General features: G+C 64.9%; 14 protein-coding genes. 6 read left to right on the top strand and 8 right to left on the bottom strand.

The features are described 5' to 3' along the window. The first annotated feature begins 1 nt into the window (after position 1). A complete protein-coding gene (locus CIT37_RS36090; RefSeq protein ID WP_028142057.1) occupies positions 2-790 on the top strand; it encodes a 3-hydroxybutyrate dehydrogenase in 789 nt (262 codons plus the stop codon). A 155-nt stretch (positions 791-945) separates the two neighbouring features. Here CIT37_RS36090 and CIT37_RS36085 read toward each other — a convergent pair whose 3' ends face one another. The 3 genes from CIT37_RS36085 to CIT37_RS36075 all read right to left on the bottom strand — a co-directional run bounded on the left by CIT37_RS36085 (position 946) and on the right by CIT37_RS36075 (position 4,474). Beyond that, positions 946-1,770 carry a sulfite exporter TauE/SafE family protein gene (locus CIT37_RS36085; RefSeq protein WP_028142056.1) on the bottom strand — a complete coding sequence of 275 codons (825 nt, stop codon included), beginning with the start codon at positions 1,768-1,770 and terminating at the stop codon, positions 946-948. Positions 1,771-1,966: 196 nt separating this feature from the next. Then, the gene (locus tag CIT37_RS36080; RefSeq protein ID WP_161966268.1) at positions 1,967-3,334 is read right to left on the bottom strand and encodes a flippase; all 1,368 of its coding nucleotides are present in this window, start codon (positions 3,332-3,334) and stop codon (positions 1,967-1,969) included. Between the two features lie 300 nt (positions 3,335-3,634). Then, a complete protein-coding gene (locus CIT37_RS36075) occupies positions 3,635-4,474 on the bottom strand; it encodes a protein-disulfide reductase DsbD domain-containing protein (RefSeq protein WP_038950067.1) in 840 nt (279 codons plus the stop codon). Between the two features lie 142 nt (positions 4,475-4,616). On the opposite strand from CIT37_RS36075, the gene CIT37_RS36070 reads away from it, so the two are divergent. After that, entirely contained in the window at positions 4,617-5,261 is a 645-nt protein-coding gene (locus tag CIT37_RS36070; RefSeq protein ID WP_028142053.1) for a YqgE/AlgH family protein, read from the top strand. 247 nt (positions 5,262-5,508) lie between these two features. On the opposite strand, the gene CIT37_RS36065 is transcribed toward CIT37_RS36070, so the two are convergent. Then, positions 5,509-6,396: a TauD/TfdA dioxygenase family protein gene (locus CIT37_RS36065; protein ID WP_095424689.1), complete on the bottom strand. Its 888-nt coding sequence runs from the start codon at positions 6,394-6,396 to the stop codon at positions 5,509-5,511. A gap of 97 nt (positions 6,397-6,493) precedes the next feature. Then, the gene (locus tag CIT37_RS36060; protein ID WP_095424690.1) at positions 6,494-7,273 is read right to left on the bottom strand and encodes an SDR family NAD(P)-dependent oxidoreductase; all 780 of its coding nucleotides are present in this window, start codon (positions 7,271-7,273) and stop codon (positions 6,494-6,496) included. Between the two features lie 97 nt (positions 7,274-7,370). On the opposite strand from CIT37_RS36060, the gene CIT37_RS36055 reads away from it, so the two are divergent. Both CIT37_RS36055 and CIT37_RS36050 read left to right on the top strand, forming a co-directional pair. Beyond that, positions 7,371-8,108 carry an SDR family NAD(P)-dependent oxidoreductase gene (locus CIT37_RS36055; protein ID WP_095424712.1) on the top strand — a complete coding sequence of 246 codons (738 nt, stop codon included), beginning with the start codon at positions 7,371-7,373 and terminating at the stop codon, positions 8,106-8,108. A 196-nt stretch (positions 8,109-8,304) separates the two neighbouring features. Continuing rightward, a complete protein-coding gene (locus CIT37_RS36050) occupies positions 8,305-8,673 on the top strand; it encodes a CsbD family protein (protein ID WP_028142049.1) in 369 nt (122 codons plus the stop codon). A 221-nt stretch (positions 8,674-8,894) separates the two neighbouring features. On the opposite strand, the gene CIT37_RS36045 is transcribed toward CIT37_RS36050, so the two are convergent. Both CIT37_RS36045 and CIT37_RS36040 read right to left on the bottom strand, forming a co-directional pair. Beyond that, positions 8,895-10,604 carry an SGNH/GDSL hydrolase family protein gene (locus tag CIT37_RS36045; RefSeq protein ID WP_095424691.1) on the bottom strand — a complete coding sequence of 570 codons (1,710 nt, stop codon included), beginning with the start codon at positions 10,602-10,604 and terminating at the stop codon, positions 8,895-8,897. A gap of 171 nt (positions 10,605-10,775) precedes the next feature. Continuing rightward, entirely contained in the window at positions 10,776-12,161 is a 1,386-nt protein-coding gene (locus CIT37_RS36040) for a lytic murein transglycosylase (RefSeq protein WP_174719467.1), read from the bottom strand. 215 nt (positions 12,162-12,376) lie between these two features. Here CIT37_RS36040 and CIT37_RS36035 point away from each other — a divergent pair, with 215 nt between their 5' ends. Further along, entirely contained in the window at positions 12,377-13,252 is an 876-nt protein-coding gene (locus CIT37_RS36035) for a UTP--glucose-1-phosphate uridylyltransferase (RefSeq protein WP_095424692.1), read from the top strand. 177 nt (positions 13,253-13,429) lie between these two features. Here CIT37_RS36035 and CIT37_RS36030 read toward each other — a convergent pair whose 3' ends face one another. Further along, the gene (locus CIT37_RS36030) at positions 13,430-14,926 is read right to left on the bottom strand and encodes a sensor domain-containing diguanylate cyclase (RefSeq protein ID WP_095424693.1); all 1,497 of its coding nucleotides are present in this window, start codon (positions 14,924-14,926) and stop codon (positions 13,430-13,432) included. Positions 14,927-15,097: 171 nt separating this feature from the next. On the opposite strand from CIT37_RS36030, the gene CIT37_RS36025 reads away from it, so the two are divergent. Next, on the top strand, positions 15,098-15,361 hold the full coding sequence (locus CIT37_RS36025; protein ID WP_026202061.1) for a DUF7662 domain-containing protein: 264 nt from the start codon (positions 15,098-15,100) through the stop codon (positions 15,359-15,361). Positions 15,362-15,443 lie beyond the last annotated feature (82 nt).

Genomic DNA, 15,443 nt, shown 5'->3' with positions numbered 1-15,443 from the left:
AATGGGTAGTCTGTCAGGCAAGAATGCCGTCGTGACCGGGTCCACTAGCGGCATCGGGCTCGCCTATGCACGCGCCTTCGCCGCCGCCGGCGCCAATGTCGTCATCAACGGCTTCGGCACGCCGGAGGACATTGAGAAGGAGCGCGCGAAGATCGAGGCGGACTTCAAGGTGAAGGCGATCTATTCGCCCGCCGACATGACCAAGCCGGCCGAGATCGCCGGCATGATCGCGCTCGGCGAGAAGACCTTTGGTTCAGTCGACATCCTCGTCAACAATGCCGGCATCCAGTTCGTCTCGCCGATCGAGGAGTTTCCGCTCGAGAAGTGGGACCAGATCATCGCCATCAACCTGTCCTCGGCCTTCCACGCCATCCGTGCCGCCGTGCCCGGCATGAAGAAGAAAGGCTGGGGCCGCATCATCAACACGGCATCGGCGCATTCGCTGGTCGCCTCGCCCTTCAAGTCGGCCTACGTCTCGGCCAAGCACGGCATCGCAGGCCTGACCAAGACCGTGGCGCTGGAGGTCGCGACCCACAAGATCACCTGCAACTGCATCAGTCCCGGCTACGTCTGGACCCCGCTGGTGGAGCGGCAGATCCCCGACACGATGAAGGCGCGCAATCTGACGCGCGAGCAGGTCATCAACGACGTTCTGCTCGACGCGCAGCCGACCAAGGAGTTCGTGACGTCCGAGCAGGTCGCCGCATTGGCGCTGTTCCTGTGCGGCGATGATGCCGCCCAGATCACCGGCACCAATCTCTCGATCGATGGCGGCTGGACGGCGGAGTAACGGCTCGATGCCGTAGGGTGGGTTAGCCCTGCAGATACGCGAAGCGTATCTGCTCGGCGTAACCCACCGCGTCTGTCACCGCGGAAACAAAAGAGGTGGGTTACGCCTTCGGCTAACCCACCCTACGAAACCGAGAACGAGGCGTCCGCTCCCGCTCAATGCGTCCAGGCCAGCGCCGTCACGAACGCCGACGACAGGTTCAGCTCCGCAAACATGATCTTGCCTGCGACCACGAACAGCACGCTGGCAAGCGTCAGCCGCAGCACCGTCTCCGGCACCCGCGTCGCGCTGTAGCTGCCGATGATGATGCCGGGCAGCGAGCCCATCAGCAGCACGCCCATCAGGGCCCAATCCACGTCGCCGAGCGCCCAGTGCCCGATGCCGGCGACCAGCGTCAGCGGCACCGCATGGGCGATGTCGGAGCCGACGATGGTCGCCATGGGCAGGCGGGGGTAGAGCAGCAGCAGCACGGTCACGCCGACCGCACCGGCGCCCACCGACGAAATCGACACCAACACGCCGAGCACGATTCCGGTGACGACGGTGGCAATCGCGGTGGTGCGCTCGTCGACCTGTTCGAGCCGGCCGCGATAACGCTCCATGATCGATTTGCGGAAGATCAGCGAGGTCGCGGTCAGCAGCAACGCAAAGCACAGCACCAGATTAACCAGGCTGCGCTCGGAATCGCTTCTGAGGTCGAGCTTCCACAGCACCAGCAGCGTCACTGCGCTCGCGGGAATGCTGCCGCAGGCGAGCCGCAGCACCGCCGGCCAGTGCACGCTGCGCGACCAGCCATGCACCACGCTGCCGCCGGTTTTGGTGGCGGCGGCATAGAGCAGATCGGTGCCGACCGCGGTGGAGGGATGAACACCGAACAGCAGGATCAGCAGCGGCGTCATCAGGGAACCGCCGCCCACGCCGGTCATCCCGACGAGCAGGCCGACGCCGAAACCGGAGGCGACGTAGAGTGGATCGATCATGTCTGGAGAATCTTAGGTTGATCTCGTCGGTTGAGCAATACGACGTAGAATAAACTTTCCCCGGGGCGCAACCGCTTGGGCGGAATAAGAAAAATTGTGCTGCGTGTCGGAAATGGAGAGGTGTTTCCGGTTGTTCCCAGGCGCACTGCGAAACAGTCGTTCCCCACGGGGAGCGAGCAAGGGCGCGCCTTAGTACCTATTTACCAAACGCCAGCACGTGCAGCCCCAACCGCTGTCGTACGATCCAGAACAGCAGCACCGTCTCGAAGGTGAGCGAGATCGAGGTCGCGGCCGCGGCGCCGTGGCCGCCGTAGCGCGGCACGAGTGCGATGCAGAGCATGAGGTTCATCACGAAGGCCAATGCATAAGCGAGCGCACAGATCTTCTGCTGGCCGAGCATGTTGAGCAGCCGCTCGACCGGTCCGATCGCGGAGCGCACCACGAGCCCGATCGCGGCGACGAACATGATGTCGTAGCCGACCACGAATTGCGGCCCGAACAGCCAGAGCAGCGGCTTGCCGAGCGCGAGCAGCACGATGGTCGCCGCCAGCGACGGCCAGAACGTCCAGTTGATGGCATGCGCGACATAGGCGGACAGGCGCGCCTTGTCGCCGCTGGCGTTGTATTCGGCGAAGCGATGCGCCGTCGTTGCCGACATCGCGTAGTGGATGAACGAGACCAGCGCCAGCGTCTTCACCACCGCGAAATAGACCCCGACCTCGTCGGAGGGGCGGAACTGCTGCAGCACCAGCACGTCGGTGTAGGACAGCAGCAGGTAGAAGCTCTCGACCAGCAGGATCGGCAGCGAGACGGCGAGCCAGCCGCCGATGTCATAGGTCTTGGGGCCGGGCTCGATATGGTCGGCGAGCTTGCGGTTCAGCACCACCATCTGCCCGGTCATCGCGACCCACACTGCGCCGGCGCTCGCGACCATCGCGGCGACGGCGCCGAGATGGTAGCCGAGCAGGAAGGCGCTGGCCGTAATGCCGATGATCAGCGCCTGGCGGATGATGAATTGCGGCATCAGGCCGAGTTGCATCCAGTCATGCGAGCGCGCGATGCCGTCCTGGGTGTTGGCGACGACGAAGGCGGGCAGCGTCATGCAGCCGATATAGAGTGGCAGCTCCTCGGCCGGGTCGATCCAGGGCGACAGCAGCCTGACGATGCCGGCAAGAGCGAGCGAGACCAGCGTGGACACCGCGAAGGTCAGCCAGCGGCTGCCGGAGAGAAAGCCGCGCAGCAGCGCCTGCTCGCCGCTGGTGCGATACTCCGGAATGATTTTCTGCGCCGAGGCCGAGATGCCGAAATCCATCATGCTGCCGAGCAGCAGCACCCAGGTCCAGACATACACGTAGATGCCGTAGTCGGAGGTGCCCATCCAGCGCGCGAGCAGGACCTGCGAAAAATAGGCAAGGCCCGCGCTGATGACCCGGATGATGAAGATGGTGCCGGCCAGCCGCCGCGTCAGCGATGCCTCGCTCGGGCCGCCCGTCAGCCTGGCCCGCAGCCGCGCGATCAGCCCGGCCGGTCCGGTCGTTGCAGGTTCTGCATCCATCACGGCCAATTAAAGTCCCCAGGCTACCGCATGACGCAGGCTTGCTGCGGTGGCCCTGGGGCTTAGCAACCATTCGTTAAGATTCGGTTGGGTGGCGTTCCATACTCGGTGTCGTCCCGGACGAGCGAAGCGAAGATCCGGGACCCATAACCCCGAGAAGAAGTTGTGGGCGAGCTGGTCACTCCGAGTCTTCGCCAAACCACGCCTGTGGCCATGGGTCCCGGATCGGCGCGCGCTGAGGCGCGCTTGTCCGGGACGACAGCTGAAAGTGGGGCGCGAGCCGTGCAACTTCCTCGCGCTAACCGGTACTCACTCCAAATTCGTATTGAACTCGTACGCCTTGTCCGGCCCGACCAGCGTGAATTTCAACGCCGCGCCCTCCGGCTTGGCGCCAGGCGGCAGGCCGTCGAGCTCGAACGAAAATCGCTTCACCCCTGGCGGGCTCTGCTCGACCGGAGCCGGAATCGGCAGCGCCCAGTCGGGCGTCGGACCTTCCACGAACAGATTGACGTCGCGCGCATCCGGCGTGACCACGTCGACCGTCACCTTGGTGGCGCCGTCGCGCTTGACGTCGCGGATGGTGAGTGGATTGGGATCGCCGATATTGGCGGGCTTCGGCACGGTGTCGAGGGCCGCACGTAGATTGGCATCCTCGGTCGAGGCCACGCTGTTGAAGCCGAGCTCGGCGCTGGCCTCGACCGGAATGCAGAGTTTTTCGCACACCGCGTAATTGATCTCTGCGCGCAGGGTCACGGGCTTGTCGGCTGCCTTGGCGACGATGCGCAGGGGCAGCACGATCTGGTTGTGATAGCCGATCGAATGGCCGCCGGCGCCGTCGTTGAATTTCAGCGGCGCAGGCCACATCACCGTCACCGCCTCGACATTGTCCGACTTGGAAAAATCGAACCGCGGCGGGACACCGGAATCGCCGGGGGAGCGCCAATAGGTCTTCCACCCCTGCTGGAGCTGGATGGCGATACCGCCGAGCAGGACGGCGCCGCTGCGCGATCCCGCCAATAGCCGCACCGCGGAATGTCCGTCGCGCTGCCACGGCGAGGCGTCATCGGCCCGGGCTACGATGGCCAGCGACGACGCAAACAGGGTTGTCGCGACGCCAATCGCCGCACGTAGGGGAACTCTTGTGAGCATGGCACGTCTTTACAGGGTCGCCCTGAGGCAAACCATTGAATTGCTTGTGATGGATGCACTTGAATCAAGTCTCTGCAAGCCTTGATTTGACAGCGGCCCGGCCCGACATCAGGATAGGAATTGAAACCGGAGTGCTTAACCGATGGCTCCCACAGGCAAGAGGACGGGCGAAAGCACCCGCAGCGCGGGACCCGTGCTCCCTAATTCGGCCGGTTATCTCGACGGCCGGCTCTTGATCGCGATGCCGGTGATGGGCGATTCCCGCTTCGAACGCTCGGTGATCTATCTCTGCGCCCATTCGGCGGAGGGAGCGATGGGCATCATCGTGAACCACCCGGCTGGCAGCATCGACTTCCCCGAACTCTTGCAGCAGCTCGGCATCATCAAGAAGGGCGAGCACATCAAGCTGCCGGAGAACGCCGAAAGCATGAAGGTGCTGCGCGGCGGCCCGGTCGACACGGGGCGCGGCTTCGTGCTGCATTCCAGCGACTTCTATATCGAAAACGCGACGTTGCGGATCGACGACGGCGTCTGCCTCACGGCGACCGTCGACATCCTGCGCGCGATCGCCAACGGCTCCGGCCCCAAGCACGCCATCCTCGCGCTCGGCTATGCCGGCTGGGCGCCGGGCCAGCTCGAGACCGAGATCCAGAGCAACGGCTGGCTGCATTGCGATGCGGATGCGGATCTGATCTTCGGAGACGACGTCGACGACAAGTACGGACGCGCCCTGCGCAAGATCGGCATCGACCCCGGCATGCTCTCGAACGAGGCCGGGCACGCGTAGCTGGCTAGTAGCTGTTGCAACAACCTCCCGTGTCGTCCCGGACAAGCGGAGCTTCTGGCAACGCGTAGCGTTGTCCAGAGCGAAGCGCAGATCCGGGACCCATAACCCCAGGCCGGAATTAGAGCGTGGGAACTTAACTCCGAGTCTTCGTCAAACCACTGCCTGTGGTTATGGGTCCCGGATCTGCGCTTCGCTTTGCTACGCTTGTCCGGGACGACGGCCGAATTTGTGGCTACTCCAATGCCACTCACTCCGCCGCCTGCTGCTGCACCGTCGGCTCCGTCCCCGCCACCGTCGCGCGACGCATGTCGCGAGGTTGCGACTGGTCGTAGCGGCGAACGCGGTGCATGGTCTGGCGGTTGTCCCACATCACGAGGTCGTGCAGCTTCCATTTGTGGACGTAGACGTACTCTCCTTGCGTTGCGTGCTCGTTGAGATCGCGCAGCAACAGGCGGCCCTCGGGCACGCTCATGCCGACGATCTTGCCGGCATGCGATGACAGATACAGCGACTTGCGGCGATGCACGGGATGCGTCCGCACCAGCCTTTGCAGCACCGGCTTGAACATCTCCTTCTCATCCTCGGTGTATTCGGTGAAGCCGAGCGATCCCCGCGAATACATCAGCGAGTGCTCGCAGATGAGATCGTCGATCTCCGCCTTGGTGTCGTCGTCGAGCGCGTCATAGGCGGCGCGCATGTCGGCGAATTCGGTGTTGCCGCCCTTCGGGTTCACGACCCGCGCCGACAGCAGCGAGAGTTTTGCAGGGATGGGCCGGAACGAGCTGTCGGAGTGCCACAGGCAATTGCCGAGGTTGAACAGATTGGCGCGGCTGTCTTTCGGCAGCGGCTTGCCGTCCTTGCCGAGGTTGGAGACGTCGTTCAGGCCCGAGTTGAGGCGGTGTTCGCTGGCCTTGGTAATGTTGCCGCCACGCGCATCCTCACGCTGACCAAAGTTCAGCGCAAAGGCCATCTGCTGCTCGTCGGTGATGTCCTGGTCGTGGAAAACCAGCACCGCGTATTTGTCCATGGCGGCCTCGACCTCGCGCGCCTCGACCTCGGTCAGAGGCTTTCGCAAATCGAGGCCGGAAACCTCGCCGACAAAATGCTTCTGAAGCTGCCGGATGGCGATCGTCATGGCGTTTTCTCCCGCATGTGCGAGCGTTTGGCCCCGCTCTGTCGGCGAAAAAGCTACTCTCGCACTCGCCGTTGTCAACGCTCGGCGCGCATGGCTCTCACGCGTTGCGCGCCATCAGACCGCCGTCGACCGGGATCACCGCGCCGGTGAGGAAGGACGCCGCCGGCAGGCACAGGCTCAGCGTCATATGCGCGACCTCCTCGGGATCGCCGTAGCGGCCGAGTGCGGTGCGGCGCTTGGCGTAGATCGTCTTGTGCTCCTCCGAGATGCGGTCGGTGATTGCGGTGCGGATCGGACCCGGGCAGATGCAGTTGACGGTGATGCCCTCGCGGCCGAGCTCGACGGCAAGCGAGCGCGTGAGGCTCGCCACGCCGCCCTTCGCCGCCGAATAGGGGCTATGCAATGCGGTGGCGCCGAGGGCCTCGGTCGAGGCGATGTTGACGATGCGCGGGCTCTTCGATTTGCGCAGGTAAGGCAGTGCCGCGCGGATGATGCGCGGATGCGCCGTCAGCATCACGGCGATGCCCTTTGCCCAGGCGTCCTCATAGGCCTCGTCGTCGATCGCGATGCGCACGGAGATGCCGGCATTGTTGACGACGATATCGAGCCCGCCGAAATGTGCCGCGACATCATTCACCACGCGCTCGATCTCGGTGCCATCGGCGACGTCGAGCTTCCAGGCTTTTGCCGAACCGCCGCTCGCGGCGATCTCCTTCGCGACGGCGAGCGCGCCTTGCTCATCATAGTCGGTGACGGCAACGTTCGCGCCCTCCGCGGCGAACACGTAGGCGGTGGCGCGCCCCATGCCGCTGGCTGCGCCGGTGACGAGAACGGTCAGGCCCTTTACGGACCGGCTGAGCCGTTTGAACTCGGACATGCTGTTTCCTCGCGCCCTGCTTGTTCTTGTTATGATTGACAAGGCTGGCATCGATCCGCAGACAGGTCAAACAAGCAAGACAAGAGGGGAGGCCGCGATGGCGAACGAGCTCGATTTCTCAGGCAGGCAGGTGCTGGTGGTCGGCGGTTCCAGCGGGATCGGCAACGGCATCGCGCAAGCGTTTCGCACGAGGGGCGCGCATGTCGCGGTTTGCGGCACGCGTGCGCAGCCAAAGGATTATTCGATCGAGGAAGGTTCTGATCTCACGGGTCTGTCTTACGCGCAGCTCGACGTCAGCAACCCCAGTGCGATCGAGGCATTCAAGCCGTCCTTCGAACGGCTCGACGTGCTCGTGCTGGCGCAGGGCGCCGTGCTCTATCGCCGCGGCGAATTCGAGATGATCGGCTTTCGCAAGGTGGTCGAGGTCAATTTGATGAGCCTGATGGCCTGCGCCACGCGATTTCATTCCATGCTGCGGGATGCGAAGGGGTCGCTGATCATGGTGTCCTCGACCGCGGCCTATCATTCCACCATGGGCAATCCCGCCTATAACGCCTCGAAGACCGGTGCGGTCGGATTGACGCGGACGTTGGGCGAGGCCTGGGCCGAGGATGGCATCCGTGTCAACGGCATCGCGCCGGGACTCGTCGACACCAAGATGACGAAGGTGACGACCGACGATCCCAAGCGGCTCGAAGGCGCACTATCACGCATTCCGCTGCGGCGCCTGGGAACGCCGGCCGACATGGCCGGCGCGGCCCTGTTCCTGGCCTCGCCGCTGTCGTCCTACATCGTCGGACAGACGCTGGTCGTCGATGGCGGGCTGATCCTGTAGATGGGGTGAGCGCAGCGATACCCGGGAACGGTGTAAGCAAAGTCCCGGATGTCGCGGAGCCTGTCATCGGGACGGCGCTTCGCGCCGATCCGTTGGCTTATCCGGGCTGCGCACTACGCCTTCTACACTTTCGTCATGATTTGGAACTGCGCCGCGCCTGATCGGTTACTTCGGCTGACCACCGAGGAGGATCATCATGGACACGGATCGGATTGTTGGATCGGCCAAGGAATATGCCGGACGCGCGGAAGGCGCGGTCGGAGACATGGCAGGCGATGCGAAGACGCAGGCATCGGGCAAGGCGCGGGAAGCCGCGGGCACGGTGCAGAATCTCTACGGCCAGGCCAAGGATGCCGTACGCGAGGCCGGCGAGACTGCGGCAGACTACGCCAAGGACGCCTACGACAACAGCGGCGAGACTCTTCGCGATGGTACGCAGGCATTGTCGAAGAAGGTGCAGGACAATCCGCTCGGCGCGCTGCTGGTTGCCGGCGGCATCGGTTTCGCGCTCGCGCTTCTGATGTCGCGACCTGCACGCCGTCCGCCGACGCGCTGGCGCTATTAGGATTTGTGACCAAGTCCCGTAACTAACGCCCGAACTCTCGTGCCCCGGACGCAATGCGGCCCAGGCGATGCGTAGCATCGTCCGGCAAAGCCGCATTGCTGAGCCGGGGCTCGTTCTTTTGTAAGCGCCGCTCAAGCTGGGTCCCGGCTCTGAGCAGCAGCATTACACGCTGCTGCCCGTCCGGGACACGCGAGCAACTCCGGGAAGAGCAACTCCGGGAACTACCGGAACATCTCCGCCGAGCGCCCGACGCTGCCGGGCGGACGAGGAATCCCTGGATTGGCCGGATTTGGGTTGCGCGGCGCAGGCGCCAGTTGACGCGGTGCTGGCGCCGGCTGCGGAGAGCCGAAGCCGAAGAAATCGCGGAACGACGGCTGGGCCTGTGCCGGCTGCTGCACCACCGGCGGCTTCTTCGGCGCGAGCCTTGGCGGCGCGATCGCCGCGGCTGCGCCCGGCGATGCGGAAGGCGCGCCGCCGTCGGGCGTCGTCGCGGCCATCGGCGTATCGCCCTTGGCCTGCTCGCGGCCGACTTCGCGGCGCGGCCAGGCATAATCGTCGGCCCGGCCGGCTGGAGCGGCCAGCGGCTCGCCCTTCACCATCGTCTTCGCAGCCAGCGCATCGACGGCGGCGGGACGCGAGCCCGGGCCGCCCAGCAATTGATCGGTCGAGATCGAGGCCGCAACCAGCGGCACGATCGGCCCCGCCAGCGGCCGCGGTGCGGGTTTGCCGGGCTCGGCGCTGGTGTCGGGCGTCGCCGGCTCGCTCGGCAGCGCGATCGGGCCGGAGCGTCCTGCCAGCAGGCGCGTGATCTCGCGCTCGACATAGTGCGCGAGCTTGCGCGCGCCGGGCTTTGTGAAGAAGACGCCGTCAGAGCTGCGGAGCTGACGGATCTGGCCTTCGAAGTCCGGACCCTTCTGGAGGAAGCGGCCGGCCTCGTCGACAAACCCATCCCAGACGTCGACATAGGTAATGCCGGCCTTGGCCGCGCCTTCGCGATAGAGCGAATCCAGGAACAGCATGTCCGCCGTGCCCTTCTGCCCGCGGATGGCGGGAAGGCCGACCCACAGCACCGGCACGCCCTTCGTCTTGAGGACGTTAGCGAGCTCCTCGATCTTCTTGCCGTAGAGCTCGACCCAGCGGTCGTCGCGGAATTCGTAGAGGCCGTTCGGATTGCGGGCCGTCTTTTCGGGCGCGGCCGCCGGCGCGTCGGCATTGTCGGCGTCGTCCTGCGGCAGATCGGCATCGGCAGGCTTGTCGTCGGGCTTGGCGGCGGTGTCGTTGCCGGGCTTGGCGTCCCCCGGCTTCGCTGGCTGTTTGGCGCGCGCGCCCTTGTCGTTCTTCTTGTCCTTGTCTGCGGCGGCCTTGTCCGTCTTGTCGGCGACGGGCTCGCGGATCGCGCTGCGGTCGTTGAGACCCAGCATGACGACGATCACGTCGGGCTTTTCGGTCTCGAGGATGCCCCTTGCGGCAGTCGTCCAATCCGCGGGCTCGCCGCGCGGCTGGTACTTGATCAGACCGGACGTGGTCTTGTGCTTGCGGATCACGCCCATGTCGGGCTGCTCGGTGTAGGCGTCTTCCAGGCCATAGGCGAGCCAGTCGGCCATGGCGTCGCCGATCACCAGCACGTTCTTCTCAGGGATGGTGTCGCGCTTGGCTGGCGCCGGCGCGCGCGAAAAATCCTGGCGTGGCGCCTGCGGCTGTTGCTGCTGGAACGGCGTGAAGAAGTCGCCGCCGAACCAGCCGCCGCCTCCGCCACCGCCCCGTTGTGGTGGCGGAGCCGAACGCTGCGGCGGGCCGCCGAAGCCGGGGAAGTTGAAGAACTGCGCCGAGGCAGGCCCTGCGACCGAGACCAGAATCGCAAGCGCCGTCCCCAGCGCGATCAACGGGCCGGTCTCGGTCAGCGCCTTGAACAGGGACTTCGGCTTCGACATGCGATCTCGGGCCAACGCAATGGGGATCGGAGGTAGCTCAATATAATAACGGAATCAGGCGCCAAACGGGCAAATTCCGTTGCAGATTCTTGAACCCATACACCGGGGAACAGCCGCCTACGTCAAGGCTGCCTGCCAAAATCCCCGTTCAGGGTTACTTTCGGCGCGATTTTACCGTCCGCGCAGCCGTTCCAGTGCGTCCGAGGAGGCAAAACCGTCCGCGGGCACTCCGATCGAGGCCTGGAAATTGCGCAGGGCTTCCCGGGTCTGGCCGCCGAACTGGCCGTCCGGGGTGCCCTTGTAGAAGCCGCGCTGGGCCAGCAGCTGCTGCAGCTCCAGCCGCTCGGTGCGCGACAGCTCGCGCTCCTGCCGCGGCCAGGGCTGCACGAAGGGCTGCCCTCCGCGCAGGCGGTCGGCGAAATGGCCGATCGCCAGCGCATAGGCCTCGGCCGGGTTGTATTTCATGATGACGCGGTAATTCTGCAGCATCAGGAAGCCGGGCCCCTGCGCGCCGGCGGGGGCCAGCAGATAGGCTTTCTCCGCCGGATGCGGGAACGGCTGGCCCGTCGCCCGCTTCAGCCCGAGCTTCTCCCATTGCGCGATCGTCATCGCCTTGGCGCGGTCGGCCAGCATGTAGTTGAACCCCTGGGGCACCACGACCTCAAAGCCCCAGGTCTGACTGGCCTGCCAGCCGTCCTTCTTCAGGTTGTTGGCGGTCGATGCGATCAGGTCGGTCGGATTGTCGACGACGTCGCGCCGCCCGTCGCCATCGCCGTCGACAGCAAAGCGCTTGAACGCGGTCGGCATGAACTGGGTCGGGCCGAACGCGCCGGCCCAGGAGCCGCGCATCTGCTCCGGCCTGAGGTCGCCGCGGTTGAGGATCTCCAGCGCGGAGAGGAACTCGTCCTTGAAATAGGCCTGGCGGCGGCCGATGCAGGCGAGCGTCGCGGTCGATTGCAGCACGCTGCGATCGCCCATCTGCGTCGAGTAATTGGACTCGATGCCCCAGATCGAGGCGATGATGAAGCGGTCGACGCCAGTGGCCTTTTCGGTGGCGTCGAACTGCGCCTTGTACTTGGCGAGGATCTCGCGGCCCTTGGCGAGGCGGTTGTCGTTCACGAGGATGTCGAGATAGTCCCAGATCGATTTTGTGAACTCCGGCTGCGAGTCCATCAGGTCCATGATGCGCAGATCGGGTGAGAGCCCGGCCGTGAAGCGCTGGAAGTTTTCCTGGGTGATGTTGCGCCGTGCGGCATCGGGCCACATCGCGGCAACGCAATTGCTGAAATTGCCGGCGGCCTCGCGGATCGCCGCGGCCGTCATCAGCGGATGGCCGGAAGCCCCGTCCTCACCGCTCCAGGGGAGAGCGCCGCCGGGACCGGGCGCAGGTTGCGAGGGCGCAGCGTTGGGGCCCGAGAAGATGCCGCCGAACAGATTGGACAGGCCGTTCTGCGCCTGGGCGTGCGCGCTGACGGGCAGCAGCAGAGCGGCCGCGATCATCGCCGCGCCGGTCACGGATCCTGCCCGTCTTGCCTGCCCTGCCACCAATTGCATCATGTCCCACCCATCGGCCTTCCAAAAATCTGCCATCAGGAGGCCCGGTTACCGTTGCCAATAGCTTAACAAACGTGAAATTTTGGTGGCGGCCTTTTTCTTAACTCTGCGCGGGTGAGGCCCCACATCCGCCTTTGTTGGCGGCTGCAAACAGGCTAGCAAGATGCCATTGCTCCGTTCCGCCGTTCCCATGTGCCCCCAGGTATTCGATCAATCACATGAAAATTCGCAAAGCCGTATTCCCCGTCGCCGGCCTCGGCACCCGTGTCCTGCCCGCCACCAAGGCGATGCCGAAGGAAATGCTGACCATCGTCGACAAGCCGCTGATCCAGTACGTCTATGACGAGGCGAGGGAGGCCGGCATCGAGCACTTCATCTTCGTCACCGGCCGCAACAAGAATGTCATCGAAGATCACTTCGACCGGATGTTCGAGCTCGATGCGACGCTCAGCCAGCGCGGCAAGAAGGCCGAGCAGGAGATTTTGGCGCAGAACCAGCCTGAAGCCGGCGCCGTCAGCTTCACCCGCCAGCAGGCGCCGCTCGGCCTCGGTCACGCGGTCTGGTGCGCGCGCGACATCGTCGGCAAAGAGCCGTTCGCCGTCGTGCTGCCCGACGAGCTCGTGCTCAACTCGCCCGGCTGCCTCAAGCAAATGATCGAGACGGCGTCGACGCTCGGCGAGAAATCCAACCTGGTCGCGGTCGAGGCGGTGCCCGACCATCTCACCCATCAATACGGCATCTGCGGCGTCGGCAAGCGCAACGGCAAGATGTTCGAGGTCGACGGCATGGTCGAGAAGCCGGCCAAGGGCACCGCGCCCTCCAATCTCTCGATCACCGGCCGCTACATCCTGCAGCCTGAGATCTTCAAGATCCTCGAGACACAGGAGCGCGGCGCCGGCGGCGAGATCCAGCTCACCGACGCCATGATCGGCCTTGCCAAGTCGCAGAAGTTCTACGGCGTCGAGTTCGAGGGCGAGCGCCATGATTGCGGCTCCAAGCCCGGCTTCCTCCGCGCCAACATCGCCTACGGCCTGAAGCGCCCGGAGCTGCGGGACGGGCTGATCGCGGAGATGAAGAAGTATCTGGGGCAGTAGTCGCTACACTCTCGGTGTCGTCCCGGCGAAGGCCGGGACCCATACCGCGTGATTCATCGATTGCAGTCGGTAGCAGTACCGAACTGCGAGTCTTCGCCAAACTCTTCCCTGTGGCTTGGGTCCCGGCCTTCGCCGGGACGACACCGGGGATGTGGCGCGCGGCTCCGCTTACAACACTCACGCCACCAGCGACAGCTTCGGCAGGCTCGCAACCACGGACTGATTGCGTCCGCCCGCCTTCGCCGCATAGAGCGCCTTGTCGGCGGCGGCGACCAGGATCGCCCAGTCCATGCCGGCGGTGGGAACGAGGCTGGCGACGCCGCAGGAGACCGTCAACGTCACCTCGTCGTCAGACCAGCCCTGCACCTTGAGGCGGATCGTCTCGGCGACCTTGAAGGCGTCGGTCGCAGACGTGTTGGGGAGCAGCACCGCGAATTCCTCGCCGCCATAGCGCGCGGCGCAGTCGCCGGCCCGGCTCACCGAATCGGAAATGCAGATGGCGATGCCGACCAGCACCTGGTCGCCGGCCTGATGGCCGAACGTGTCGTTGTAGGCCTTGAAGTGATCGGCATCGATCATCAACAGCGCGACCGGCGCCTTCTGCCGCATTGCGCGCCGCCATTCGACGTCGATGACGGTATCGAACTTGCGGCGGTTCTTCAGGCCGGTGAGCGCGTCCGTCGTCGCCATCTCCTCGAGCTTGCGCTCGGCCTCGGCGCGGCGGCCGATCTCGCGCGCGAGCACGAGCGTCGATCCCAGCACGAACAGCGCGAGCGCCAGCACCACGGCGCCGATGCGATACGCCTCCTTCTGCCAGAGCGCGAAAACCGCAGTCAGCGGCTTGCCCGCCACCACGAACAGCGGCCCGTTGTCGGCGCTGCGGACATAGAGCCGCGGCGTCGGATCGACCGGGCCCTTTCCCGAATAGGCGGTGCCGACCGGGAGATTGTCGGCCTTCCACGTCCGGCGGTCGTTCAAATTGGTGCCGATGATGTCGAGATCGAACGGCCGCCGCATCATGATGGTGCGGTCACGCCTGAGCACGGTGATGGTGTCTTCAGGATCGAGATTCAGCCGCTCGAACAATTCGTGGAAATAGCTGAAGCGGATCGAGCCGGCGACGACGCCGAGGAAGCCGCCGTCGGTATCGCTGATGCGACGGCTCAGCACGATCGCGTAGGCGCCGCGGAACAGCATCGGGCGGCTGATGAACAGCCCGACGTCGGGATTGTCGCGGTGAACCCTGAAATACTCCTCCTCGCTCCGGTTCTCGGGGAGGGGATCGAGCGTGGAAGCGTCGATGGCCAGCCTGCCCTCGGCGTCGAACACCTGGATGGCGCCGAAATGCCTCGCCGTCGTCGCATGATCGAACAGGATCAGGTGACGGATCGGCTTCGACACGGTCGCGAGCTCGGGCAGCAGCATGTTGCTGGCGACCGCCTTCAGCGCCAGGTCGTAGATCTCGACGTTGCGGCTGACGTCGGACTGGATGGTGGTCGCGAGGTTCTCCAGCGTCTGGCGGGCAAGCGCCTCCTCGCCCCGGCGCATGTCGAGCATGACGTTGACGCAAATGGCGGAAAAGCCGATCACCGTCACCACGGACGAGATGATCAGCAGCTTCGCCGAAATCCGCCACGGCCGGCGGGCCATGACTTCGCGCCATCCAGACAGCATCGCTTGCTCCCGATACCCCTAGTGGATGCGCCCGAAATCTTGAGTAGTGTTTAAGGTGGAACAACGCTGCCGTAGTGAGTTAAGAATCGGTTTACGCCGCTCACGGTTTTGGGCAGCCCGGATGTGAGCGGGCTCATTTGAGCAGGTTGGGGTTCGGACGAGAGGACAATTGTGAACGACTACGACGCGTTGCGCGACTATCTGCTGCGGCAGAAGCAGGCCGAATTCGTCCTGAGCTTCGAACAGATCGAAGAGATCATCGGCGCGGCCCTGCCGCGCGCGGCCAATCGGGCCTCATGGTGGGACAGCCTGCGCAGCCCCGACATCCAGATGCCGCAACGCGAAGCCTGCCTTGCTGCCGGGTTCAAGGCAGTGCGGATGCCGGACGGCCAGAGCGTGCGGTTCACGAAGATGAAGAAGGACGGGCGGCGGTAGCGGCGTGCGTTCGTCCTTCACCAGGGGGAAAGTATCGTAGGGTGGGCAAAGCGTAAGCGTGCCCACCACTTCTTTGCGGTGC

The sequence above is a fragment of the Bradyrhizobium ottawaense genome (genome assembly GCF_002278135.3).
GTDB lineage: Bacteria > Pseudomonadota > Alphaproteobacteria > Rhizobiales > Xanthobacteraceae > Bradyrhizobium > Bradyrhizobium ottawaense.
The sequence above is the reverse complement of the archived record's forward strand: the minus strand, read 5'-3'. Positions and strand labels throughout refer to the sequence as shown.